General features: G+C 68.1%; 13 protein-coding genes and 2 pseudogenes. 12 read left to right on the top strand and 3 right to left on the bottom strand.

What is annotated here, in order from left to right; genetic code table 11:
• The first annotated feature begins 2 nt into the window (after nucleotides 1–2).
• From KYK13_RS15100 to KYK13_RS15120, 5 genes and pseudogenes are all read left to right on the top strand, one after another.
• Nucleotides 3–4,253: a DUF6519 domain-containing protein gene (locus KYK13_RS15100; RefSeq protein WP_223645140.1), complete on the top strand. Its 4,251-nt coding sequence runs from the start codon at nucleotides 3–5 to the stop codon at nucleotides 4,251–4,253.
• A 17-nt stretch (nucleotides 4,254–4,270) separates the two neighbouring features.
• Nucleotides 4,271–4,774: a hypothetical protein gene (locus tag KYK13_RS15105; RefSeq protein ID WP_223645141.1), complete on the top strand. Its 504-nt coding sequence runs from the start codon at nucleotides 4,271–4,273 to the stop codon at nucleotides 4,772–4,774.
• Between the two features lie 93 nt (nucleotides 4,775–4,867).
• A pseudogene (locus KYK13_RS39325) lies at nucleotides 4,868–5,125 on the top strand (DUF4157 domain-containing protein); the annotation flags it as partial.
• Nucleotides 5,126–6,208: 1,083 nt separating this feature from the next.
• The gene (locus KYK13_RS15115; RefSeq protein WP_223646979.1) at nucleotides 6,209–10,249 is read left to right on the top strand and encodes a hypothetical protein; all 4,041 of its coding nucleotides are present in this window, start codon (nucleotides 6,209–6,211) and stop codon (nucleotides 10,247–10,249) included.
• Nucleotides 10,250–10,256: 7 nt separating this feature from the next.
• Nucleotides 10,257–10,820: a hypothetical protein gene (locus KYK13_RS15120; protein ID WP_223645142.1), complete on the top strand. Its 564-nt coding sequence runs from the start codon at nucleotides 10,257–10,259 to the stop codon at nucleotides 10,818–10,820.
• A 16-nt stretch (nucleotides 10,821–10,836) separates the two neighbouring features.
• Here the strand turns inward: KYK13_RS15120 and KYK13_RS15125 are convergent, their stop codons facing one another.
• The gene (locus KYK13_RS15125; protein WP_223645143.1) at nucleotides 10,837–11,076 is read right to left on the bottom strand and encodes an RNA polymerase sigma factor; all 240 of its coding nucleotides are present in this window, start codon (nucleotides 11,074–11,076) and stop codon (nucleotides 10,837–10,839) included.
• Between the two features lie 512 nt (nucleotides 11,077–11,588).
• On the opposite strand from KYK13_RS15125, the gene KYK13_RS15130 reads away from it, so the two are divergent.
• Nucleotides 11,589–12,731 (top strand): hypothetical protein, encoded by a 1,143-nt coding sequence (locus KYK13_RS15130; RefSeq protein ID WP_223645144.1) that lies wholly within the window; start codon nucleotides 11,589–11,591, stop codon nucleotides 12,729–12,731.
• 216 nt (nucleotides 12,732–12,947) lie between these two features.
• Nucleotides 12,948–13,304 carry a spore germination protein GerW family protein gene (locus tag KYK13_RS15135; RefSeq protein ID WP_223645145.1) on the top strand — a complete coding sequence of 119 codons (357 nt, stop codon included), beginning with the start codon at nucleotides 12,948–12,950 and terminating at the stop codon, nucleotides 13,302–13,304.
• A 122-nt stretch (nucleotides 13,305–13,426) separates the two neighbouring features.
• Here KYK13_RS15135 and KYK13_RS15140 read toward each other — a convergent pair whose 3' ends face one another.
• Both KYK13_RS15140 and KYK13_RS15145 read right to left on the bottom strand, forming a co-directional pair.
• Entirely contained in the window at nucleotides 13,427–14,695 is a 1,269-nt protein-coding gene (locus KYK13_RS15140) for a sensor histidine kinase (RefSeq protein ID WP_223645146.1), read from the bottom strand.
• 205 nt (nucleotides 14,696–14,900) lie between these two features.
• Complete coding sequence (locus KYK13_RS15145; protein WP_223645147.1) at nucleotides 14,901–16,031, bottom strand: 50S ribosomal protein L11 methyltransferase; 1,131 nt, start codon at nucleotides 16,029–16,031, stop codon at nucleotides 14,901–14,903.
• A gap of 848 nt (nucleotides 16,032–16,879) precedes the next feature.
• On the opposite strand from KYK13_RS15145, the gene KYK13_RS15150 reads away from it, so the two are divergent.
• From KYK13_RS15150 to KYK13_RS15170, 5 genes and pseudogenes are all read left to right on the top strand, one after another.
• Nucleotides 16,880–18,562, top strand: a complete 1,683-nt coding sequence (locus KYK13_RS15150; RefSeq protein WP_223645148.1) for a hypothetical protein — start codon at nucleotides 16,880–16,882, stop codon at nucleotides 18,560–18,562.
• Nucleotides 18,562–19,614, top strand: a complete 1,053-nt coding sequence (locus KYK13_RS15155) for a hypothetical protein (protein WP_223645149.1) — start codon at nucleotides 18,562–18,564, stop codon at nucleotides 19,612–19,614. Before KYK13_RS15150 ends, KYK13_RS15155 begins: the two co-directional genes overlap by 1 nt.
• Before the next feature lie 11 nt (nucleotides 19,615–19,625).
• Complete coding sequence (locus KYK13_RS15160) at nucleotides 19,626–21,206, top strand: DUF1501 domain-containing protein (RefSeq protein ID WP_223645150.1); 1,581 nt, start codon at nucleotides 19,626–19,628, stop codon at nucleotides 21,204–21,206.
• Nucleotides 21,207–21,289: 83 nt separating this feature from the next.
• Nucleotides 21,290–21,667 (top strand): annotated as a pseudogene (locus KYK13_RS15165) (DUF1800 family protein); the annotation flags it as partial.
• Between the two features lie 358 nt (nucleotides 21,668–22,025).
• A complete protein-coding gene (locus tag KYK13_RS15170; RefSeq protein WP_223646981.1) occupies nucleotides 22,026–22,817 on the top strand; it encodes a polymer-forming cytoskeletal protein in 792 nt (263 codons plus the stop codon).
• The last annotated feature ends 6 nt before the right edge of the window (nucleotides 22,818–22,823 follow it).

Raw genomic sequence — 22,823 nt, forward strand, 5'->3', positions numbered from 1 at the left:
CCATGAAAGGTGACTTCACCAGAGGCCATCGCCCTGATTCCAAGCGCAAGGAGAAGTACCGGCGCGTGCTCCTGCAGGAGGGGCGGCTGGTGCTGGACAGCGATGTCGCGGCCAGCGTCGACGCGGCCGACACGCTGCTGCGCGACCTGGCGTCGGACGTAGGCTGCGAACAGGGCAGCCCGAACCTGGGCTACCTCGCGACGCCGGGCCCGCTCCTCGCGGTGTTCGAGACGCTGGATGGCGTGACGCTGCCAGCGCCGGGCGGCACGTTCGTGGCGTATCGCGACTACGGCGCGAAGTACCACGAGCGGTTCCCGTCCATCTACGTGGGCGCGCACGCGGCGGGCGGCTTCGTCAAGATCAGCGCCCGCCGCAAGCTGGGCAAGGCGCGGTATCCGAAGGTCCGCCTCTGGCTGCGGGCCAACGCCAGCGTCGAGGTCCGGATCCAGGGCGTCAGCGCGGGGACCCTCGCCGCGAACGACGCGACCACGTTCAAGCCCTACGACGTGCAGGTGCCCGCGGGCGCACCCGCCGAGTACGACACCTTTGATATCGGCTTCTCCGCGGCCGGCGCCGCGAACGAGGCGTGGATCGGCTTCATCGAAGGCTTCGAGGCCGCCACCAAGGCCCCGCTGTTCTCGTACACGCGCGGCCGGTACTACCTGCGGGGCCTGGCGGTCGAGTCGAACGACGACGGGATGTTCTGGGAGTCGACCTTCCCGACCAGCAAGGGCTTCCCGTCGGGCGACACGGTGCCCGTGGCGGGGAGCTACGTGGTCGCCTACCTGGAAGGGTGGGAGCGGCTGATCACCCGCATCGAGGATGGCGGCATCCTGGAGCAGGCGCTGGGCGGCGTGCTCGACACGACGGTGCGCTCGAAAGCGATGGGCCAGGTCAAGCTCGCCGTGTTCGCGAGCGACGGGAGCGACCCGCTCACGGGCAAGGACGACGTGCCGGCCGCGTTCGCGAAGGTCGACGCGGGCACCGGCAAGCTGAAGCTCACCACCAAGGTGGCGCCGGACAACCTGGACCCCTGCGCCATCCCGGAGGCTGGCGGCTACACGGGCGCGGACAACCGCTTCTACCGGTTCGAGGTGCACAAAGGCGGCGCGCTCGGCAACGTCGAGATCAAGTGGTCGAAGAACAATGGCTCGGATGTCTTCGCCGTCGCCTCCGTGGCGAACACGCTCGCCAGCCTGACGCTCGCGCCCGGCTCCGAGGTGAAGGACGGGGACCTCATCGAGCTGGTCGACGAAACGGACGACCTGGGCGACGCGGCCCTCGCCGAGGTCGCGCTCGCGACGAAGTCCTTCAAGGCCGCGCAGCGCTCGGTGGGGCAGCTCTATTACGCGGAGACGACCGCCACCTCCGGACAGCTCAAGCTGCGCGACCGGGTGACGCGGCTGCCGGTGAACGTGCCGGCGGACTTCGCCAACAAGGACAAGGCTCCCCGGAAGGTGCGGGTCTGGCACGGCCTCCTCGTCACGCAGCCGAAGGCGATGGGAGAGCCGCCCGTCACCGTGTTCGACCTGGGCGACGGCATCGTCATCGAGCTGTCCGGCGCGGCCTTCCGTCCGGGGGACTACTGGCAGCACGAAGCGCGCAAGATCAAGGACAACCAGAACGGTCCCTGGCAGGAGTCGGCCCACGGCCCGGAGCGGCTGTTCGCGCCGCTGGCCCTCTTCCAATACACGGGCGAGTCCGCGCCGCTCCTGCTCGTGCGCTGGTACGACCACCAGTACTCGGCGCTCTGTGAGCTGAACGCGGACGACATCGCCTATGACGGCGGCAAGGTCGGCACCCAAGCGGACACGGTGCAGGAGGCCATCGACGAGCTGTACGCGAAGGAGGACGGCGGCTGCTGTGACGTGTCGCTGTCTCCGTCGGAGAACCACGGGGATGACACCACGCGCATCCAGGAGGCCATTGATGACGCCGTCGATGGAGCAACCCTCTGCCTGGAGCGAGGCATCTACCGGATTCACGGGACGCTGAACGTCGCCGGGAAGCGGGTGACGATCTCCGGGTGTCCGCATGCGACCCTGCTCGGCTTCGGGGGCGACGCGCCGGTGTTCTATGTGCAGGGGGACGCGTGCCTCACCCTGCGCGATCTCCTCGTCTTCTCGCGCGAAACCTCCGGGCCGCTCGTGCAGCTCACGCTGTCCGGGTCCGCGCCGGAAGAGAAGAAGGCGCGCGCGGTCTTCATCCCGACGCAGGTCCGCCTGGAGCGGGCCGCGCTGGTCCACCCCGGAGAGAATGGCGTCGCGATCCGCGTCGCCAAGCCCGCGCTTCCGGACCTCAAGCCCGAGGACCCGAGGCCGTTCGTGCAATACGCGGACACCCGGGGGACCACGTCCATCCATGCCGAGGATTCCATCCTCCTGGGCGCGTGGGGCATCGCCGCGGAGTACGTCTTCATGACCGAGCTCGTCGAGTCGGTGGTGGTCTGCGAGAAGGCCTGCCTCTACGCCAGGTCGGCGGGAGGCCTGCGGCTCCAGGGCTCGTCGTTCCAGGGGTGGCTGGATGTGGAGCGCCGCAAGGTGCTCACCGAGGCGGCGGACGAGGACCTGGAGAGGACGATCACGTCACTCATCGAAACGGAGGCGGGCGACTACGCAGTGGACACCGTCGGCGTCGCGGTGGGAGGCATTGACACCACGCGCTGCGAATTCGAGCGGTGCGCGTTCTACTGCGGAAGCCCCGTGCTCATCGGGTACACGTACGAGCTGGTTTCGGTCGGAAATGTGTATTGGGCCGCGAAGGCCGGCATCCGGGTCGACTACCTGTACCAGGGCCGGGTGTCCGGAGACCGGTTCGCCGCGTACGGCGCGGCCTGTCTCTGGGTGCCTTGGATTGTCTCCAACCTGGACATCGAGGGGTGCACGTTCGGGGGCGTTCGCGGCATCCTCTTCGCGGCCTCGGCCGACAGCGGCCCGCTGCCCGACGTGGAGAATACGTTTCCAGGGCTCATCGAACTCAGCATCCACAACAACCGCTTCCAGACCTACCTCGAGGGAGTCCAGTTCGGGCCGAGCCTGGCCCTGAAGAGGGATAGCAGCCCGCCCGTGGTGAGCATGGAGGCGGTCGCCGTGACGGCGAACGTCTTCACGTATGCCACCGTTGGAGTCGCCTGCATGCTGCACGCCCCGCCTTCGTGGGAGCAGGATCAGCAGGTGCGCATCCAGCGGCTGCGCGTCGCGGACAATCAAATCGACGCCGCGGTCGGGGTGCTCACGCTGGGCAATGACGTGGTGGTGCAGGGCAACACCGTGTGCGGCCAGCAGACGATCACCTCCGACCAGGTGCTCGGCCTTCCCATGCGCAAGTCGAAGCAGGTGGGCCTCTACCTGGCGGATGGCGGGAACCTGGTCGCCCAGGACAACGTCATCAAGCTGAACGCGGCGATCCCCGCCGAAGAGGGCGGGACCGTGGGCATCCTGATCTACGAGCGTTGGACCGAAGGTGAACGCACGGCCATCCGGATCCAGGGCAACACGGTGAATGCGTCGGCTCCGTTCTGGGCGGCCGAGGGGGAGACGGGCGCCGGGACGGATGCGCTCCTCCTGGAGTCGAACCGCTTCACCGGGCGGGGCTGCAGGGGCGAGCAACTCTACGGCTGCGTCCTGCGGAGCAACTCCTTCTCAGGGGGACTGCGGCTCGTCAACGTGAGCAACAACATCGTGTCCGGCAACCAGTTCGGCCAGCTCTCGAGCGGCTACATCGCCCTCAGCATCACCTATGCGTCGGGGGAATGGCAGATCGAGGACAACCGCGCCGAGGGGAGCATCGTGTTCACCCCCTACACGTACACGTCCTCTGGCGTGGCGAGCACGTCGCCGCGGTTCATCGAGACCCTGCAGCCGTGGGTGGCGCCGAAGAACGCCGTCGAAAGAGGGACCGTCCGGGTCGCGGAGGTCCAGTCGATCTTCCAGACCTATCTGAACGCGATCGCCGCGGCCGCCGTCATCATCCGGGAGTACCCGTACAACGCGCAGGTGGAGGGGAACTGGGCGACAGCGGATCTGGTCATCGGCACGCCGAACACGACCGTCAAGTCGCCGTATGACACGTATTCGTCGGCGGTGGCGGACGCGACCTCGGGCCTTCAAATCGTGGGCAACCGGGCCGGCAGCATGCTCGTCACCAACGCGTACAGCCGGCTCGTGTTCGCGCACAACTACGCGGTGGACTTCAGCATCCCGGGCTGGAGCCAGACCGGGATCATCACGGCTCCCAACTACAACGCCCCCTGACGAGGAGGACGCACTTCATGCGACCGACGCCGAACATGAAGAAGGTCTTGAAGCTCCGCGACATCAACGACCCACGTTCCCGGCCGCCCGTGCCCAAGAATCCGGGCGCGTTGGTGACCGCGCAGCGTGAGCAGTTGGAGCAGCGGCTCAAGTCGATTCGAGAGCTCACGAGCAGTGCAGCGCTGAAGCAGACGATGACCGCCGGACGCGAGCTCATCCAGGAGATCGCGAAGGCCGCGCTGCAGGGCAAGAAGGAGCTTCCGCAGACCCCGCCGGGCACGACGCCGCCGAGCAATCCCCCAACCAAGCCGCCCACCAAGGCGGAGGCCGTGAAGATTGAAGAGGCCGAGCGCGTGGCGCTGGAGGCCTGGACGGGCATCGAGAAGGACACGCAGGAGCGGCTCGCGCTCCGCATCCGCCGGGGTGAGGCGAGGCTGAAGGCCCTGGCGACCTATCAGTCCGCACGTGCACGCGGACTGGGGGCGCCGAACAGTCCACCGCCGAAGCCGGGGAAGGGCTGACGGCGCGTGGGACGGCCGGCGGCAAAGGCTCCGGCGCCTGTGAATGCGCCGAGTGCGGCGGTACCCGCGTCGCGGGCCGCTGAAGCCGCCGGTGTGTCCCACGCGGCCGCTCCGGAGTTGTCCGGAGGCAGTCCACTCGCGCCGTCGACGCGGTCGCGGATGGAGGGTGCCTTCGGCCGCTCCTTCGATGGCGTGCGCGTGCACACCGACGCGCGCGCGTCGGACTTCGCCGCCGGGCACCAGGCTGAAGCCGTCACCACGGGACAGGACATCGCTTTCGGGACGTCGAAGTACCGCCCCGGCACCGAGGGCGGAGACAGGCTGCTCGCGCACGAGCTCACCCACGTCGTGCAGCAGGGCAACTCCGCGCGAGGAGCGCCCCAGGCCAAGAGCGAGGTCTCCACGCCGAACGAGCCGGCGGAGATGCAGGCCGACGCGGCCGCCGCGCGGGTGCTGTCGGGACAGTCGGCCGGCGTCACGGAGGGCGGGTACGCGGGGACAACGCGGAGTCGGTTGATGCGCAAGGCGCTGTCCAGCGCGAGCGTGCCGGTGCCGGTGCCCGGCAATGCCGCGGAGGCTTCCGGGCCAACGGAGGCGAAGTCCGCCAACGGCCCCGAAGTCACCGGAGGACCGCCCGGGAAGAAGCGGAAGAAGCCAGAAGAGGTGGGGGCGGAGTCGGAAGGAGGGGAGGCTCGCAAGGCGCAGGAGAAGACGCACGGAGAAGAGGGCGGCGGTGAAAAGGCCGCGGAACCTCAGGCTGGCGTGGAGAAGCCCGCGCCTGACCCGAAGCCGCTGGAAGGAAGCCAGGGCGCCAAGGCGGCCGTGGGCGGGGGCCTCACTGGAAGGCTCGCGCAGTCGCTGCGTGCGAAGGCGCTCCAAGGAGAAGAGAAGCCCGCGTTGTCGCCCGGAGCCAAGGAGGCACTCCGTGAGGCGGCGGATCCCGGGAAGGCGCCCGGATCAAAGAAAGACGAGGCAAGGACCGCGCCTGAAGCAATGGCTCCCGGTGGAGTGTCCGGCCTGCGCGAGACGAAGCCCGCGGGCGAGGACCGCAAGCAGACAACGCCGGTTGATGCGAAGGCCGGTGTCGCCAGGAAGGAACCTGGAGCGCCTGGAGGCAATGCAGGTGTCACCGCGAAGGGACCTGAGGCTCCTGTCGCGGACAAGGCGGGTGTCCAAGGGAAGGAGCCCGGCTCGCCTGCTGAAGGCAAAGCGGGTGCGCCTGAAGGCAAGGCCGAGGACAAGGGCCAGGGGGGAAATGGCGCCGAAGGGGAAGGCGCGGCGGGTGCGAAGGGCGCCGAGAAGAAGCCGGGAGCTCCCGAGGAAGGAAAGGCCCTCGCGGGAGAGAAGGAAGAGGGCGCCAGGAAGGACAAGGGCGGCGACGCGAGCGCGAAGGCCGAGGGCCAGGCCAAGGCCCGGCAGGGTGTCCCCGGCGACGTGAAGAACGCCCTGGCGGGCGCGAACGAGAAGGGCCCAGCGGGTGCTTCGCCCGCGACCGCGGAGCGTGAGCCCGCGGCGGCTGGTGGCGGTGGCGGTGGCGGAGGAGGTGGCGGCGGCGGCGGCGCGGGCGGGGAGGGAGGTGCCGAATCCCCCGAGGCCCAGGCCACCGAGGAGAAGGTCGACGAGAAGCAACCCGAGGAAGAGAAGGCCGCCGAAGCACAACAAGATCAGGAGCAGGAGGCCGCCGAAGGTGGCGCGGGCGGCGGTGTCGAAGCGGAAGCCGAGGGCAGCAGCGGGGCGGAGCAGCAGGCAGCGGAAGCGAGCGCTCAAGGTGCCAGCGCGGAGTCGCTGAGCGGTGGTGGTGAAGGAGGCACCGAGCCCTCCAGCTCCGAGCCGGAGATGGCCAGCGGCGACGGCGCGACGAAGGGCCCCACCGAACAGCAGGTCGAAGCGAAAGAGGCCGCGGCCACCGCGGAGACGAACCGGGAGATCGACGAACAGAAGAAGGCCGACGCCGAAGAGGAGCAGGCGCAGGAGCCGGCTCCCGAAAGCGCGGGGCCCGAAGAGGGAGCGCTCTCGCCAGCGGAGCAGGGCGCGGCGACGGCGTCCGTGAGCGAGGACGCGGGCGGCGGTGCCGGCGCGGTCGCGGGCGGCGGTGGCGGCGGAGGCGCCATTCCCGACAAGCCGGCACCGGTCATGCCGGATGTCTCGGGCAGCGAACCCAAGGCCGGGCTCGGTTCACTCAAGGGCCTGGCTCCCATGTCCATCCAGGGCGCGCTCGGGAGCGTGTCCCAGTCGGTCTCCAAGGCCGTTGGCGACAAGAAACAGGCGCTCGCCGCGAACACGCCCACACGCGAGGCCTCCTCCGGGATGCCCGGCAAGAAGGGCACGACGCGAGTCGACCTCGGCGGTGGAGGCAAGGGCGACGCGAAGGCCGCAAAGGTGAACGAAGGCGCCGCTGTCGAAACGCCTGCTCCCGAGCCCGTGCCGGAGGCCCCTGCTCCCGCCGTCAACGCAGTGACCGCACCTCCGACGAGCGGCGCTGGCGAAGGAGAGATGTCGCAGGAGGACGCGGACCGGATGGGGGCCGCGGTCGATACCCTGCCCACCTCGGATCCCGAGGTGAGCACCAGCGCGGGGCCGCCGCCCACGCTCGCGCTCGAAGGGAACGCGGACCCGACGCAGGTCACGGCCCAGCGCGTGAAGATGGACCAGGCCGTGGCGTCCGCGCACGACACGGGCAAGGCCGACGCGCGCAAGCCGATGGGGGAGAACGAGATTGCTCCCCAGGAAACCCACGAGACGCTCGCCGCGAAGGTGCCCGCCAGCGGAGGCGCCGCGGGCGGAGGACCGGCGGGTGGAGCGGGCGGCTCGGACGCGGAGGCCGCGTCGATCATCGCCCAGGAGAAGAGCCAGGGAGAGATCGACGCCGCGGTCGAAAAGGGCCAGGGCGACATGGCCCAGGAGGAGGCGAAGGAACAGGAAGCCTCAGCGGCCGAAACCCAGCGCACCCAGGACCTGGCGGCCCAGGCCGAGTCGGACGCCGCGGCGGAGCAGGAAGCGGAGAAGGCCGCCGCGCAGAACGAGGTCGCGAAGAAGCGCGGCGAGTGGACCGACGAGCAGCAGGCCACCGTCGACAAGAGCAACACTGAGGCCGACACGAAGCAGCAGGAGGCCGACGAGAAGGTCGAAACCGAGAAGACGCAGGCCGACGAGAGCGCCGGAAAGACCATCTCCGAGGGCGAGCAGAAGGCCCAGAAGGCCAAGGAGGAGGGAGAGGCCAAGGCCGAGCGCGAGAAGGCCAAGGCGAAGGAGGAGTCGAGCGGCTTCTTCGGCTGGCTCGCGTCGAAGGCGAAGGCGTTCTTCAACAAGATCAAGGAGGCCGTGAAGAGCGTCATGAAGGCGCTCCGCGAGGCGGTGAAGGCCGCCATCGAAGCGGCGAAGAAGGCCGCGGTCGCGTTGATCGAAAAGGCGCGGCAGGCGGTGGTCGCGGCCATCCGTCTCGCGGGGGATGCGCTGATCGCCATCAGCGACGTGGCGCTCGCCGCGTTCCCGGAGCTCAGGGCGAAGTTCCAGGGCACCATCCGCCAGGCCGTTCAGGACGCCGAGGACGCGGTCAACAACATCGCGGACAAGCTGAAGAAGGGCGTCACCAGGCTGCTCGACGCGCTCGGCGAGTTCCTCGACAAGGCACTGGGGCTCCTCGAGAAGGGATTGCTCGCGGCGGTGGACGCGGTCGCCGCGGTGGTGGACTCGGCGATCAAGGCGGCGGAGGCCGTCGCGAAAGCGCTGGGGACGTTCCTCGCGCTCATCAAGGACATCGCGGCGGGCCCGGGTCAGTGGATCGCGAACCTGGGCGCCGCGGTCGTCGACGGCATCAAGAACCACCTCGTGAAGGCCATGAAGTCGGCCATCAGCGAGTGGTTCAAGAGCAAGGTCGAGGAGGTGCTGGGCATTCCGATCGACCTCATGAAGGCGCTCTTCACGGGCGGCTTCAACCTGGAGGCCATCGGGAAGATGGCCTGGGAGGCACTCAAGAGCGCCGTCCCGGGCATCCTCATTCAGCTCCTGATCGAAAAGCTGGTGGCGATGATCGTGCCCGCCGCGGGCGCGGTGATGGCCATCATCGAAGGCGTCCAGGCGGCGTGGGGTGCGGTCAGCCGGATCATCGCGGCCATCGACTCCTTCATTACCTTCCTGAAGGCGGTGAAGGGAGGAAACGGCGGTCCCCCCTTCGCGACGGCGGTGGCGGCGGGCGCCGTGGCGGTAATCGACTTCGTCGCCAACTGGCTGCTCAAGCGCCTCATGAAGCCGGCGAAGAAGGTGTCCGGCAAGCTGGCCGCGATCGGCAAGAAGATCCTGGCCAAGATCAAGAAGGGCCTGAAGAAGGTCGGCAAGAAGCTGAAGAAGTTCTTCAAGAAGGCCGGCCAGAAATTCAAGAAGCTGAAGGAGAAGCTCTTCGGAAAGAAGAAGAAGGGGAAGGGCAAGAAGAAGGACAAGGCGAAGAAGAAGAAGGAGCAGATTGAAAAGGCGCTGCGCGAGGTGCCTCCCAAGGTCAAGGCGCTCGTCGCCAGGCGGCCCCGGAAGCTCATGCTCACGATGCAGCTTCTGAAGCTCAGGTTTCAGTATCGCCTCAAGAAGCTGGCCATCAGCGGCACCCGCCCCAACTTCACCATCTCGGGGTTCATCAACCCGCCTTTGCCCGACGAGAAGATCTTCGGCGTCGACTCACACAAATTCCTCAGGGCGGTCCAACTCGTCGCGCAGAAGTGGGCTAAGCGGCGCAAGGCGGAAGAGCGCAACCCTGGCGATGATTTGATGTCATTGGAACAAGGCGGAATCGAGGCCCGAAACTATGGGAAGAGTGGCGTGCACAGCCCCGGTACCGCAGGCTCAGAGCCGGTGACGTTCGAAACGAAGGAGAGCCTGACGCTCATTCCTGGCGCCGAGAAGCCGCGCTCGTATGCCGCAATCACAAAAGACCTCGAAAAATTGGACGTGGCGGAACGTGAAAAATTTGGTTTGCTGCTTGTTCAACTCGTCAAGAGAAAGCGCGCGGACGCCAACGTGGCGGGGCTAGGGGAGGTGTACGGGACGATGTTTGTTTCAGAGCGAAAGCGGCATGCGAAGAACTTCGCTTACGCTCTCATGGCGGCGCAGACGATGGCCGCGGGCGTGAATTCGCCGCTGAATGTCCTGAGCCCGGAGCAAGGGGCGAAAGGAGGCATCTTCCCACCAGCATTCAGGGGCGCGGTTCAAGGCCAGGGCGGCACGTCCATGCTGGGGAAGGCCCCGAGCCAGGAAGCGCTCGATGACTGGGCCAAGAAGGAGAACAAGAGGCAGGAGAAGTTGCCGGCGCACAAGCGGACCGATCCAGATCTGACGTTCGCCGAGGCGTATCGCCGGGAAGTGGCGCAAATCAAACAGTGGGCCACGGCGGCGGGGCTTGATGACAAGGTGTTCAACAAGGATATGTCAGCGGAGGAGATCGCCGATATCATCGAGAGCGCTCTCGCACGCTACTACTTGAAGGGATGAGGCTCGGATGCGCACCATGATCCTCAAAGAGGATGTTGGACGAAAACGGCTTGACGAGGCCCTGCGCAAGACAGGCCTCATGCTCGTCAAGGAGAATGACGAGAGGTTGGAGCAGATGTCCCGTCAGATCTGGATGACCTCCGACCGCCAGAGCGCTGTCCACGCCGTCGATGATTCATTGAGAAAGATCCGCTACCTCTCCCTGCGCGGAAAGGAAGTGGACGCGCTCGCGGAGCAATTGGCGGAAGCGCTGCCCCTCTGGACCCGCGATGACCTGCTCAAGCATGCGCTCGATCTGCTCGCCGAGGGCTCGGATGAGAGCAGACAGCAAGTCGCCTACGAGGTGGCAGCGGAAATGGACGAGTACGATGCCGCCTCTGCTGGCGTCCTGACCGCATTCCTCAAGATGGATGAGCCGAGCATCCGCCTGGCTGGGGTACGTGCCCTGCGCACGCGCCCATGGTCGACGTTCCGCGGCACCGCAGAGAAGCTCTCGACGGATCCGGATCCGGAAGTCGCCACCGCTGGGAAGGAGATGCTGGCGCGAATCCTGGACCTGAATGGTCCGTAGTGCGGTGGCGGTTGAGCTAGAGGTGGCGCGCGACCTGGAAGAGCCACGCGCGAAAGCTTTGGGCGGCATGGCCTCCGGCCCGGTCCCGGATGACCACCATGAACGTCTCATGCAGGACGTCCTCCGCCGCATGGGCATCCATCAGGTGCTTGCGGGTGAACCCGAAGAGATGCCGTTCGTAACGCGCGTAGAGCGCATCGAAGGCCTTCAAGTCACCGCCCGATAGGGCTTCGTACAGCGCCTCGTCCGATGGCATGGGAGTCCGGGACTACGCAGCACGCGCGCGGAGCCCGTGGGGGCGCCCAGGCCGACGAGCGACGCGAGATAGCGGGGCTCCGGCCGGAACAGGAAGAGGATGCTGCACGCCACGAGCAGGAATCCGAACAGCAGCGTGGGGTACATGGCAATGCCCCCCGACATGAAGAACTCGACCATTGCTCCCGGCTCCCGCGAGCCTCACTCGCCGTTGAATGCGTTCAGCGGAGAAGGAACCGGTCGGCGGAAAAGGTTCGCAAGAAGCGAGGGAGGAAACGGGCCCGCTTGCCAGGAGCCCCTCGCTTCGTTAATCCTGGTGTCATGCACCTCGTGGTGAGCGCACGTCGATTTAGCCGCCCCCCGGCCCCGTTTGGGAGTCGGGAGGCCGTGCTGTTCGACTGAGCGCACGCCCCTCTCGTTGGTGGAACGCCGTCAGGCGCGACGCCCTCCCGAGCTCGCCGGGGGGACCTCCGAAGCCGCTGCGTCCACTCCCACTCCACCGAGAGGTTTCCCATGTCGTCCGTCTCCGTTTCCGTCTCCATCCTCAGCGCCGAGGAGCTTCGGCGCGCCCTGTCCGTTCGTGATCTCACCGACCCCGCCACCGGCCCGCACGCGATGCAGCAGCTCGTGTCTGCCGCGCTCGAAGCCCTGGGCAAGCAGTGGGGCAGTGAGGTCCGCATCCATCGGCAGAGTCCCGTCGTCTCCATTGCCGACAACTACGACCGGCTCCACTACCCACCCGGCGGCGCGGCTCGCGACGCGCGCTACTCACGCTACGTCTGTGACACCGCACTTCTGCGTTCGCAGACCTCGGCGATGATTCCGGGCCTCCTGCGCGGGCTCTCCTCCACGCCTCCTGGAGACGTGCTGTTGGCGTGCCCCGGCCTCGTCTACCGCCGCGACTGCATCGACCGGCTGCACACCGGTGAACCCCACCAGATGGACCTCTGGCGCATCCGCCGCGGGCCGCCGCTCACACGGGACGACCTGCACGTCATGATTTCCACCGTGGTCCGTGCGCTCCTCCCCGGGCGCGACGTGAAGCTCACTCCGGCGGTCCACCCGTACACCACCGACGGTCTGCAAATGGACGTGCGCGAAGGCAACGAGTGGGTGGAGATTGGCGAGTGTGGCCTCGCGCTCCCGGCCCTGCTGGAGGAGAGCGGCCTGGACCCCCGCACCACCACGGGCCTCGCCATGGGCATGGGTCTGGACCGCATCCTCATGCTGCGCAAGGGCCTGGACGACATTCGACTGTTGCGCTCGGCGGACCCCCGGATCGCATCCCAGCTCCAAGACCTGGAGCCCTACCGCCCCGTGTCCTCCATGCCCGAGGTCCGGCGCGACTTGTCCATCGTGCTGGATGAGGCACAGACCCCGGAAGAACTCGGAGACGCCGTGCGCGCGGCGCTCGGGGAGCGAGCGGAGTTGGTGGAGACTGTGCAGGTGCTGTCGGAGACGCCGTATGCCGGTCTGCCGCCCAGCGCGGTGAAGCGCATGGGCGTGTCACCGGGACAGAAGAACGTGCTGCTCCGGGTGGTGCTGCGCGCGCTGGACCGCACGCTCACCCACGACGAGTGCAACACGCTGCGTGACGACATCTACGCCACGCTTCATCGCGGAACCGCATGGGAGTGGGCGAAGCGGCCGCACTGAGGCGCGAAGCCGCGAGCCTGCGCATGTCCATGATCCGACCTGGAGTTGGGTCATGGATTTGCGCGAGCGGTTGAAGGAAGCCCATCCGTTGAAGCTCACCTTTGCGGCACGGGCCATCCCTGACGGCGAGTCGCGCCCCCGGCCAGTGCCTTGGTGTGATGGCGCGTGCTCTCACCGTGCCTATCTCTGGCGGGAGCACTCGAAGGGGCATCTGCCATGGACATCATCGACCTCATCGACCGGACGCGCGACAGCATCTCCGCGCGCTGCGTCTTCGGACACCCCATCCAGCAGGGGGATGTCACCGTGATTCCCGTCGCGCGCGTAAGGGGCGGTGGAGGCGGCGGTGGCGGCGAGGGCTCGGGACATGAGGGCACCTCGAGAGAGGGCACGGGACATGGCGAGGGGACGGGCTTTGGACTGAGCGCGCGCCCGTCCGGCGTCTTCGTCATCCGCGGCGACCGGGTGTCATGGTTGCCTGTCGTTGAGCCCACACGCATCATCCTCGGCCTGCAGGCGCTGGCTGGCATCGGCCTGCTCGCCTATACGCTCACGCGGCGGAGGGGCCGATGATAGGCCGTCCCCGTCAATCTACTTCCGGGACTCCTTCGGGAGGTGCACGGACCAGATGGCGGAGACAATCTTCCAGCCTGCTCCCGTGTTCACCAGGAGCCAGGCCTCCTTGCCGGAGTTGGTCATCCGTCCGTCGACATGGAAGCTGTAGTCGAAGGCGACCGAGGCGATGTCGCCATCCGTGTCGATGCGGACATGGGAGAACTTCTCCTCTTGCTGCTCCTTGCCTGAGACAATCCAGTCGATGAACGCGAGGTGATTGTCCCTGGAGGCCCCCCGGACCTTGGTGGCATCCGGACCTTCTGGCGGATGCGCGCGAGGCCCTCGTCCCCCTGCACGGATTGCCGGGTGGGGCTCTCATGCAGGAACAGCTTCAGGAAGCGCTCCTTGTCCTTGTGGATGATGGCGGTGCGGAACTCTTCAATCACCGCCTCGATCTGCCGTGAGTGGGCCGGCACATCTGGGGGAGCCGCAAGAGCGGGGAAGGGGACGGCCAACAGACAGACGAGCACGAGTCGAGGTAGGCGGTCTCCTTGCCGCATGAGCTGGATGTCCAACCTCCCGGGCCGGCTCCGAAGCGCGATGCCGTGGCGGATCGCGTTCTCGACCAGGGGCTGAAGCAGGAGGTACGGCACCAGCGCATCCAGGACCTCCGGTCCGACGCTCCACTTGAGCGCGAGCCGCTCTCCCAGGCGCACCCTCGCGATCTCCAGGTAGGTCTCCGTCAGCGCGAGCTCGTCGGCCAGCGCCACCTCGTGGCTGTCCGCGCCATCCAGCGTCGCCCGGAGGAACTCACCGAGCTTCGAAACCATGTGGCAGGCCTCACGGCCGCGCCCCTCCGCAACCAGGGTCGAGATGGCATTGAGGGTGTTGAACAGGAAGTGGGGATGGAGCTGATATCGCAGCGCCCGCAGCTCGGCGTCCCGCGCCAGGAAGAGGGCCGCCTCACGCCGTCCCTGCTCGTGCTTCAGCTCGGCGTAGTACGCCACCACGGCATGGATGGCGCAGAAGGCGATGAGCGCGAGCCAGCAGCCATCGAGCCCGCCGAAGAGGTTCGTCCACCGGAAGGTGGGCGAGAGGCCCCAGCCAGCCACCCACGTCAGCAACACGCCGAGCGCGTTGTTCACCAGCGACATGGCGTAGGTGAGCGCGAGCAGCGCGAGCGCTGAAGCCCACCCGGGCGTGCGACGGCGCCAGAGTGCACGCTGGAGGGCGGTCAGCGGGAGGCACCATACGAGATACGCCACGAGGCAGAGCGCCCGATACGCCGCGGCGTGCCCCTCGCCCAGGCCGGGGAGCGCCATCACCACCATGCAGAGGGTGATGGGAAGGCCCGCGAGGAGGGGAAGCCAGAACGGCGGACTGGCCGGCGGCTCGTTCGGTGCGCTCATCGTCATCCAAGCCTATGCGGCACCCGGGACCCGCTGACAGCCACCGCATGTCCGAGGACGCGCTGCTCGACCGCCTCAACTCCGTCCACAGACAGGCGAAGCAGAAGGTGATGGCCCCCCGGCCGCCGCCATTCCGTCTCCTCATCGCCTTCGCGGGGCCGCTCATGGGCTCAACGACAGGCGCAGGGGCATCGGTCGCCTCCGACTATCTCGCGGCGGGGACGAGGCCGTAGAGCGTGGTGACCTCTCGGGAGCGTGCGGCGTGCAAGGGGTCTGCTTTGTCCTTCGCCTTGGAGTGCCGCGCCGGGGTGGACTTCCGCCATGCCACCGTCAGGCCGCAGCGCTCGAACTGCTCCTCGAGCCACCCGGATGGACGCAGGCCCAGCAGCACCGCGAGGTCCGACAGGATGAGCAATCCCGCTCCTGCGGACGTGAGGGCGGCGGGGAGCCCCTCGAGGAAGCGCCGCAGGAACTGGCTGTCTTCATCGAACACCGCGCGGTCCACCCGGTTCTTGGGCGGCTCGGGGATCCACGGCGGGTTGCAGACGACGAGGTCCGCCTTTCCTTCCGGGAACAGGTCTGCCTCCGTCACCTGGAAGCGCTGTGAGAGGCCGAGCCGCTCCGCGTTCTCCCGTGCGCACGCCACCGCGCGGGAGTCGCAGTCGGTGGCCTGCGCGGACGCCGCTCCGCGCTGCAGGAGGAGGAAGGACAGCACGCCGGTGCCGGTGCCCACGTCGAAGACGCGCTTGCCCTTCACGTCCGGCACCGCCGCCAGCAGCTCCACGTAGTCCGTGCGCGTGGGGAGGTAGACGCCATAGTGCGGGTGGAGCAGCCCCTTCAGGCCCGGGACCTCCAATCCCTTGCGACGCCACTCCGCGGCCCCGAGCATCCCGAGCAACTGCCTGAGCGGCACGACGGTGAAATCCTCGGTCGGTTCACCCCAGACCTGCCGGCACGCCTCCGCGACGTCCGGCGCACGCGAGAGCTCCAGGCGGTAGCCGCGGTCCAGCGCGACGACGATGCGCGACAGCGTCGCATGCTCCTGCTGCCGAGCGCGGCGTTCGGCTCGGAAGGCCTCGAGGGGTGAGCGGGCCTGCCACGGCCGTTCGAGCCGCCGGCCCAGCGCACCCAGCAACTGCTTCGCGTTGTGGAAGTCTCCAGTGTAGCGCAGGAACTCGCCCCGGCGGACGCGCTTGAGCGCGGTGTCCGCACTGAGTCCGTCGTCCACGGGCGACAGGCGCGTGGGGGCGGGCTCGTCACTCTCCGAGTGCCAGGTGAACGCGGCGCCAGGCGGAAACTCGAAATGCGCGGCGGCGGGGCGGCGGGAACGGTCCATGGGCCTGGGGTAGCACGTCCTGGCCCCTTCGGCTTTGGGTCTCTTGTCGAATCGTTCCGGAGTCAGTCCTCACTTCGTGCCGTGCTGACGGGAGCAGATCCGCACCCCGCTCCAGCAGCGCTTCACGAGGTCGCCCATCACTGTCGTAACCAGACCAAGGTAGCCATCGGTGACAAGGGCAGTCAGGTGGCGACTGCTTTGGGTCCGTGCACGAGGGCGGAGACCACTGCATGGTCGAAATAGGAACTGAGAAGCGCAGGCGGATCGACGGCGAGCTCCATGGTTCCGAGGGCTACGGTAAAATGCAGTGGAGCTGCGGAGAGAAACGTCAGGTGTGCGGGACCGAGGTCGAATGCACCTGCCCGTTTCCGACGACACCTGACGGCGGCGTGTAAGCGAGACAAAATCCCTGGCCTCAGGCCGCTACTCAACGGCCGACGGCGGAGCAGGTCTGGCGAAGCCGGGACGGTGTCGCTCGGGTGACCAAAGCCCGGCGCAGCGCCGTTCCCGCCCATTCGAGCTCGTCCTGCGACAGGTCCATCCCCAGCAGCTCTGGCGAGGGCCATCCCTTCCACCGCCTGCGCTCCTGGGCCCAGGTCCATGCGGCCACCGTGTCACTGCTGGATACGTCCTGAGCCCGGATCGCGCGTCCTGTGTCATGGAGTCATGCGCCCGGTGTATCGTTCGTGCATATGCACTGGCACTTGCACCTGAAGCGCGCCGCCCTGCTGGCTGTGCTCTTCGCAGCGTCCGGGCTCACCGGAGTCGACGCGCACGCACAACAATGTGGCCCTGAAGCACCTCCCCCCGTCGTCCCTCTCAATGATCAGATGAGCGGCACGCGGATCTTGCGCCGTCTCGTCCTCGGTCTCACGGGGACGACGCCCACCGTCGAGCAGTACGAGGCGATGGCGGCCGCGACCACGCCCGAGGCGCGGGAATCCATCCTGCGCTCCACGCTCGAGGCCACGCTCGCCTCGCCGAAGTTCTACGAGCGGATGGTGAACTTCGGCCACGAGTGGCTCGCGGTGGGCGCATACACCACCGGCGCGGCGGGTGACGCCTACCAGGGCGACATGTCGGGCCACCTCTTCAAGTGCGACGCCAACACCGCGCACGCGGGTGCGTACTACGCCGTGCACGAGTTCGGTGATTCGAAGGACCCGGCCAAGCAGTGCCAGGACCAGGACGCCGACGGCAACCCCGCAGTGCCCGAGGTGCACCAGGTGGAGCCCTGGTGGGCGCCGGGCACTGCCGTCACCGTGCTCGGCAAGGCCGGCTCCGACGTCACCCAGGTCACAGACAGCAAGGGCCAGCCGGTCGACTGCGGCCTCGCGAACGGCGGCTACTACGACCCCATGTTGCCCGCCGCGTGCGGCTGCGGCCCGAACCTGGTGTGGTGCAGCCCGCTCTACGGCCTCCAGGGCAACAACAACTACGACTTCGGCATGCAGCGCCGGCACCCCTACGAGGAGCCCGCACGCCTCTTCGCGCACCTCGCGTGGCACGACCGGCCGCTCTCGGACCTCATCCTCGGGAACTACTCGGTCGGCACCAACTGGCTGCGCGCGCTGTACGTGCGCTTCGGCCGGCAGATGGGCAACAGCGCGCTGGACAAGAACACCACGTGGTGGCGTCCCGACGCGGACAACGCGCCGCGCGACCCGCTGCACCCCACGCCGAATGATCCGCAGGCGTGGCGCGAGTTCGTCGTCGAGGACCTGGAGCCCTTCCACCTCGCGCTCACCCCGAACCGGGCGCGCTCCGGCAGCATCGACCGCACCTACCGCTTCGACCCGCGCACCACGACCGACGCGCCCCAGGGCCTCCCCACCGCGGGCGTGCTCACCATGATCGGCTCGCTGTCGTCCTTCCCGCGCGAGCGCGTCCGGGCCGCGCGCTTCCTCGAAATGTTCGCCTGCCAGAGCTTCTCGCCACCGCCCGCGGACGTGCACTTCCCGCCCCTGGAGCTGGACCCCGGCACCGGCGGCACGTGCCTGCACTGCCACCGGACGCTCGACCCCGCGGCCATCTCCTTCAAGCGCTGGGACTTCGGCACGGCCCAGAGCTCCTACGTCCCGTGGCCCTTCATGCCGGGCGTGGGCCGCTACCGCATCACCAAGGAGTGGCTGTCCGGGCAGTACCCGTACATCGGCACCTCGCCGGGCTACCGCTGGAAGAACGCGTTCGTCCCCAACACCCTCCTCACGCCCGTCACCCCCGAGCAGGTGAAGGCCAACCCCGAGGCGGTGCTGCTCGACACGATGCCCGACACGTACACGCTGCTCGGCGAGCACGGCGACGGCACCATGGGCCCGCTCGGCTTCGGGAAGCTCGTCGTGCGCTCCGGCGAGTTCGACCGCTGCGTCGCGCGCAAGATGTATTCGATGTTCGTCGGCCGCGACCTGAACCCGGCCACGGAGAAGGGCTTCATCGACAAGCTCGCGCGGGAGTTCGTCGCGGGCGACCGCAAGCTGAGACCCTTCATCCGATACCTCTTCGAACAGCCCGAGCTGCGGAGGGGCCTGTGATGAACACGTTGCGTTCGACCTTGATGGGCGCCGCGCTGGCCGCGGTCGCGCTCCTCGCCGTGAGCTGCGTCGGGAAGATCTGGGACGCTCCCGGTGACCCCGCCACGCCGGAGGACCCGGGCGGCGAGCACTGCGAGGCCGTGAGCAAGAACGACGAGATCCGTCTCGCGCTCGCGCCCGCGTGCCAGGGCTGCCACCTCACCGGCAACAAGCCCTTCTTCGCCTCGCTCACCGCCTTCGAGAACGGGCTCGTCTACAACGAAAAGTACGTGAAGCGCGGCGACCCCGGGAACAGCATGCTCATCCAGCTGCTGAACGGCGTGGCCCCTGGCAGCTATCCCCAGATGCCGCCCGGGCAGCCGTACAGCGAACTCGTCAGCAGCGGCCGCGTCGCGCTGACCATCGCGCAGGTGGAGGACTGGATTCGGAACCTGCCGGCCACGCCCGCGCAACTGGAGGCCCCCGTGGCGGAGGAGTTCAGCGTCCGCCGGCTCACCGCCGAGGAGATGATCATCAGCCTGATGGATCAGCTCGGGCTCACCCTCGAGGACTTCGTCAGCACCACAGACCCCAACTGGCGCAACAAGCCGTACGTGGCGAACGGCGGCAAGCTCTTCATCTGGCCCGGGGACTGGGCCCCCGGCATCTCGGGCGAGTACGTCTCCGACTCGCGCAGTGTCGAGCGCTTCGAGGCGCTCGGCGGCGGCAATTCGCTCCTGTACCGCAAGCGGGACGTGACCTTCGGTCCGTCCGCCGCGCAGACGCTGGTGCAGATGTCCCAGGCGTGGTGCGCGCGCGCGGTGGACAAGAAGAACAACCCGGCGGTGCTGCGCTACGTGACGCTCGCCGACACCTCCAAGAGCAACCCGGACGCGGTGCAGAAGAACCTTCGCTCGCTCTACCTGCGCATGCTCGGCCAGCCGCCCTCGGACGCGGAGGCCCAGGCGCTGTACGAGCAGGTCTACCTGCCGCTGGAGGCGCAGACCACGCGCCTCGCCTGGATTGGCGTCTGCGCGGCGCTCATCCGTCACCCGATGTGGATCACCTACTGAGCGAGGACACCATGCCGAACACCTCTCGTCGCACCCTGCTCAAGTGGGCCCTTGGCGCGGGACAGCTCGCGCTCCTCGAGCGCGCGGGGCTCCTCGGTTCGAGCACCGCGCACGCCGCGGACGTCGACGTCCCCTCGCGCCTCGTGGTGCTCTACATCCCGGGCGGCTACCGGCCCGCGTACTACTTCACCCCGATGGAGGACGCGGACATTCCGCTCTGCGTCCCCACGCCCTCCAACTTCAGCGGCGAGCCCGTCTTCTTCCAGGCGAGCCAGCTGGTGAACCTCGCGCCGCCGAACGGCTCCTACAAGCCGCTGCGGACGTGGCAGTCGTGGAACCCCGCCGACCCGGCCGCGCGCGGCAGCTACAGCCCGCTCATGTACGGCTACACGCACTTCGCGCTGGCGGAGCAGCTCAGCGTGCTGCACGGCATCGACCAGGGCACCAACGACCACTCGAGCGCGTTCATCTCCTCGATGTGCGGTGTCGCTGGCGCGGACTACCGGGCGCCCGCCGTGCACTCGGTCATCGCGAACCACCTGTACGAGAAGCACCGCGAGAGCCGGCCGCTGCCCTTCGTCGTCGTCACCGGAGAGCGCGGCACTCCGGTGGGCATGGGGCTGCCCTCCCATGCCTCGCCCCTGCGAGTGCCGTCCATCGAGGCGCTCAAGCCGATGCTCTCGGCGAAGCCCTCGGACAACCCGTGGTGGACGGGGCTCGACGCGCGCGCCGAGGCGCCCGAGCTGGACGCGCGTGGGCAGCCCACCGGGGGCACCCTGAAGACGACGACCGTCGAGCGCTTCTCGCTGACGCGCGCCCAGCAGCTCCTGCGCCGCTCGACGGCGAAGGTGGACAACTACCTGGAGGGGCTGCACGGCTCGCTGTCGTCGGTGTCGCGCGTGCTCGCGACGGACGTCGTGTCCGTGCTGGAGAAGACCAAGGGCATCGAGATGATGACCTCGAACCGCCCCGCGTACCTGTCAAGCTACCTGTCCAACCAGTCATTCACGTACACCTTCGGCCTCGCGAACTTCCACCTCACGGGGCTCGACCCGCGCATGGACATGGCGCTGCGCCTGCTCAAGGCGGACCTCTGCACCTCGGTGCACGTCTCGCTGCAGCAGGACTTCGACACACACAGCGGCCTGGGCCATGGCTACAGCTGCGCGCACGGCCGCGGGATGATGGACAACGTCGCGCGCTTCCTCGGCGAGCTCAAGGCCGCGCCCGCGCCCGGCAAGCCCGGCAAGACGCTGCTCGATGACACGCTCGTGCTGGTGATGAGCGAGTTCGGCCGGAGCTGGGCCTCGCGGAGCAGCGACGGCAGCTACTACCTGGCGGACGATCACCACCCCTACACGTCCATCTGCTTCGCGGGCGGAAACGTGGCGGGGAACCGGCAGGTGGGCTCGTACACCCCGCGCGGGCTCGGTGTCCCGGTGGACATCATCGAGGAGAACGGCCAGGCCTCGAAGCGCGTGCCCCGGTCCGCGGACGCGGTGACGACCGCACTGCGCATCCTGGGCATGCAGACGCACGAGTTCTTCATCCCCGGCGGCTACGGCGAGGTCGTGGGGCTCCGCAAGGCGTAGTCCCGACCGGGCGAGTGGATGGCCCAGGGGGCAGGGAAAGGCACCCTGGGCGTTATTTTTCCGGTGAATCCTGTTGCCCTGGGGTGCCACTCCCAGCGCCGTTCCCCAGCGTTCAGGAGGAGCACGAAGCTTGGCCCCCGGCTTGCGAACGGCGTGAGCCCCGCGCCCCGCGCTCCACGCTCGACGGCACGTCGGGGAGCCGGGACCTCGGCTCGCAGTTCTTATTCACCGCCGTCACGGAGCAGGACCAGCTCCAGCAGCGCGTGGCCTTCGCGCTGAGCCAGATCTTCGTCGTGTCGCAGCGGGGCATCCCGGAGATGCGGGCCACGCCCGAGTCCGAGCGCAAGCTGGCGCTGGCGAGCTACCTCAACCTGCTCTCCACGTCCGCCCTCGACAACTACCGCCCCCTGCTGGAGGCCGTCACCCGCCACCCCGCCATGGGCACGTACCTGGATATCGCCCACAACCGCGCGTTCGACATGGGCATGAACCCCATCCAGCCAGGAGAGGAGGAGGCGAGGGTGGCAGTGGCCAGCAAGGAAGCGCTGAAGGAGAGGAGGCCGCGAGTGGACTGGGCGGGGTTGCGCAGCAGGACGTTCGACTTTGACATGTTCGTCTGCGTGAGGTGTGGAGGCAGGCTTAAGGGTCTTGGCATACGTGAAGCAGGCCGCAGGGGTGAGAGCGATTGTGGAGCACCTGGGATTGCCCACGGTGAGTGCGCACCTGGCCCCGGTGACGACGGTGTCGCGCATCCGTCTCCCTCGCTGGGAGGTGGAACTTCGAATGACACATTTCGTGCCCGGGAGTTAGGGTGGCCGGATGGCCACGAAGAAGAGCCCGATTCCGAAGGCGAAGAGTTTCAATGCGGGAACGCTCACCGCCGACTCCGTGCGGTCCCTGCTGAAGCAGTTCGCGCGCGGCACGTTCGCGAAGTCCAGCACGCCACGCGTCGCGAAGCGATTCATCCAGGAGCGCGTCGCCAGCGAGCACGCCGGAGGAGACATCCTCTACTACAAGGGACGCCTCGTCCTCGACGCGCTCATGACCCGCAAGCACCCGTGGATCGGCCTGCTCATCGTCGAGGGCGATCTGGTGGTGAAGGGCCGTTACGAGGACTCGCTCGACCCGGAGTCCGTGGTCATCGTCACGGGCTCCCTGCGCGCCGGTGACATCATCACCGAGGGGTTCCTCGAAGTGCACGGCGACCTCGTCGCCGAGCGGTCCATCCTCTTCCTCGGCAACGATGCCTGCACCGAGGTGTTCGGCGATGTTCGCGCCCCCTTCGTCTACACGCAGTACCACGCCGTCAACGTACACGGCGGCGTGAAGGCCCGGCTCGTGACCGGAGACGCGAAGCAGCACATCCGCGCCCGCCAGAAGCACACCTTCATCGAGGAGACCGACCGCCGCGTCCGCGACCTCCTCTCGCCGAAGCTGCTCAAGCGCTTCGCGGATGAGATGTTCGAGGACGAGGACGGCGATGAAGCCGATCCCGATGCGCCGTGGATCGACGCCATCGACGCGGAGACGCTCGCCGACTTCGTCCGGCGCGGCAAACCCGCGCTCGCGGAGAAGGCCCCCGCGGCACGCAAGTCTCGCCGCGCCTCGTAATCAGGG

Source organism: Corallococcus sp. EGB (genome assembly GCF_019968905.1).
Taxonomy (GTDB): Bacteria; Myxococcota; Myxococcia; order Myxococcales; family Myxococcaceae; genus Corallococcus.

Coding starts and splice junctions, on each gene's coding strand:
- KYK13_RS15100 (WP_223645140.1), top strand. CDS start 3: ATGAAAGGTGACTTCACCAGAGGCCATCGCCCTGATTCCAAGCGCAAG.
- KYK13_RS15125 (WP_223645143.1), bottom strand. CDS start 11,076: ATGCCATCGGACGAGGCGCTGTACGAAGCCCTATCGGGCGGTGACTTG.
- KYK13_RS15140 (WP_223645146.1), bottom strand. CDS start 14,695: ATGAGCGCACCGAACGAGCCGCCGGCCAGTCCGCCGTTCTGGCTTCCC.
- KYK13_RS15130 (WP_223645144.1), top strand. CDS start 11,589: ATGTCGTCCGTCTCCGTTTCCGTCTCCATCCTCAGCGCCGAGGAGCTT.
- KYK13_RS15135 (WP_223645145.1), top strand. CDS start 12,948: ATGGACATCATCGACCTCATCGACCGGACGCGCGACAGCATCTCCGCG.
- KYK13_RS15155 (WP_223645149.1), top strand. CDS start 18,562: ATGAACACGTTGCGTTCGACCTTGATGGGCGCCGCGCTGGCCGCGGTC.
- KYK13_RS15120 (WP_223645142.1), top strand. CDS start 10,257: ATGCGCACCATGATCCTCAAAGAGGATGTTGGACGAAAACGGCTTGAC.
- KYK13_RS15105 (WP_223645141.1), top strand. CDS start 4,271: ATGCGACCGACGCCGAACATGAAGAAGGTCTTGAAGCTCCGCGACATC.
- KYK13_RS15170 (WP_223646981.1), top strand. CDS start 22,026: ATGGCCACGAAGAAGAGCCCGATTCCGAAGGCGAAGAGTTTCAATGCG.
- KYK13_RS15145 (WP_223645147.1), bottom strand. CDS start 16,031: ATGGACCGTTCCCGCCGCCCCGCCGCCGCGCATTTCGAGTTTCCGCCT.
- KYK13_RS15160 (WP_223645150.1), top strand. CDS start 19,626: ATGCCGAACACCTCTCGTCGCACCCTGCTCAAGTGGGCCCTTGGCGCG.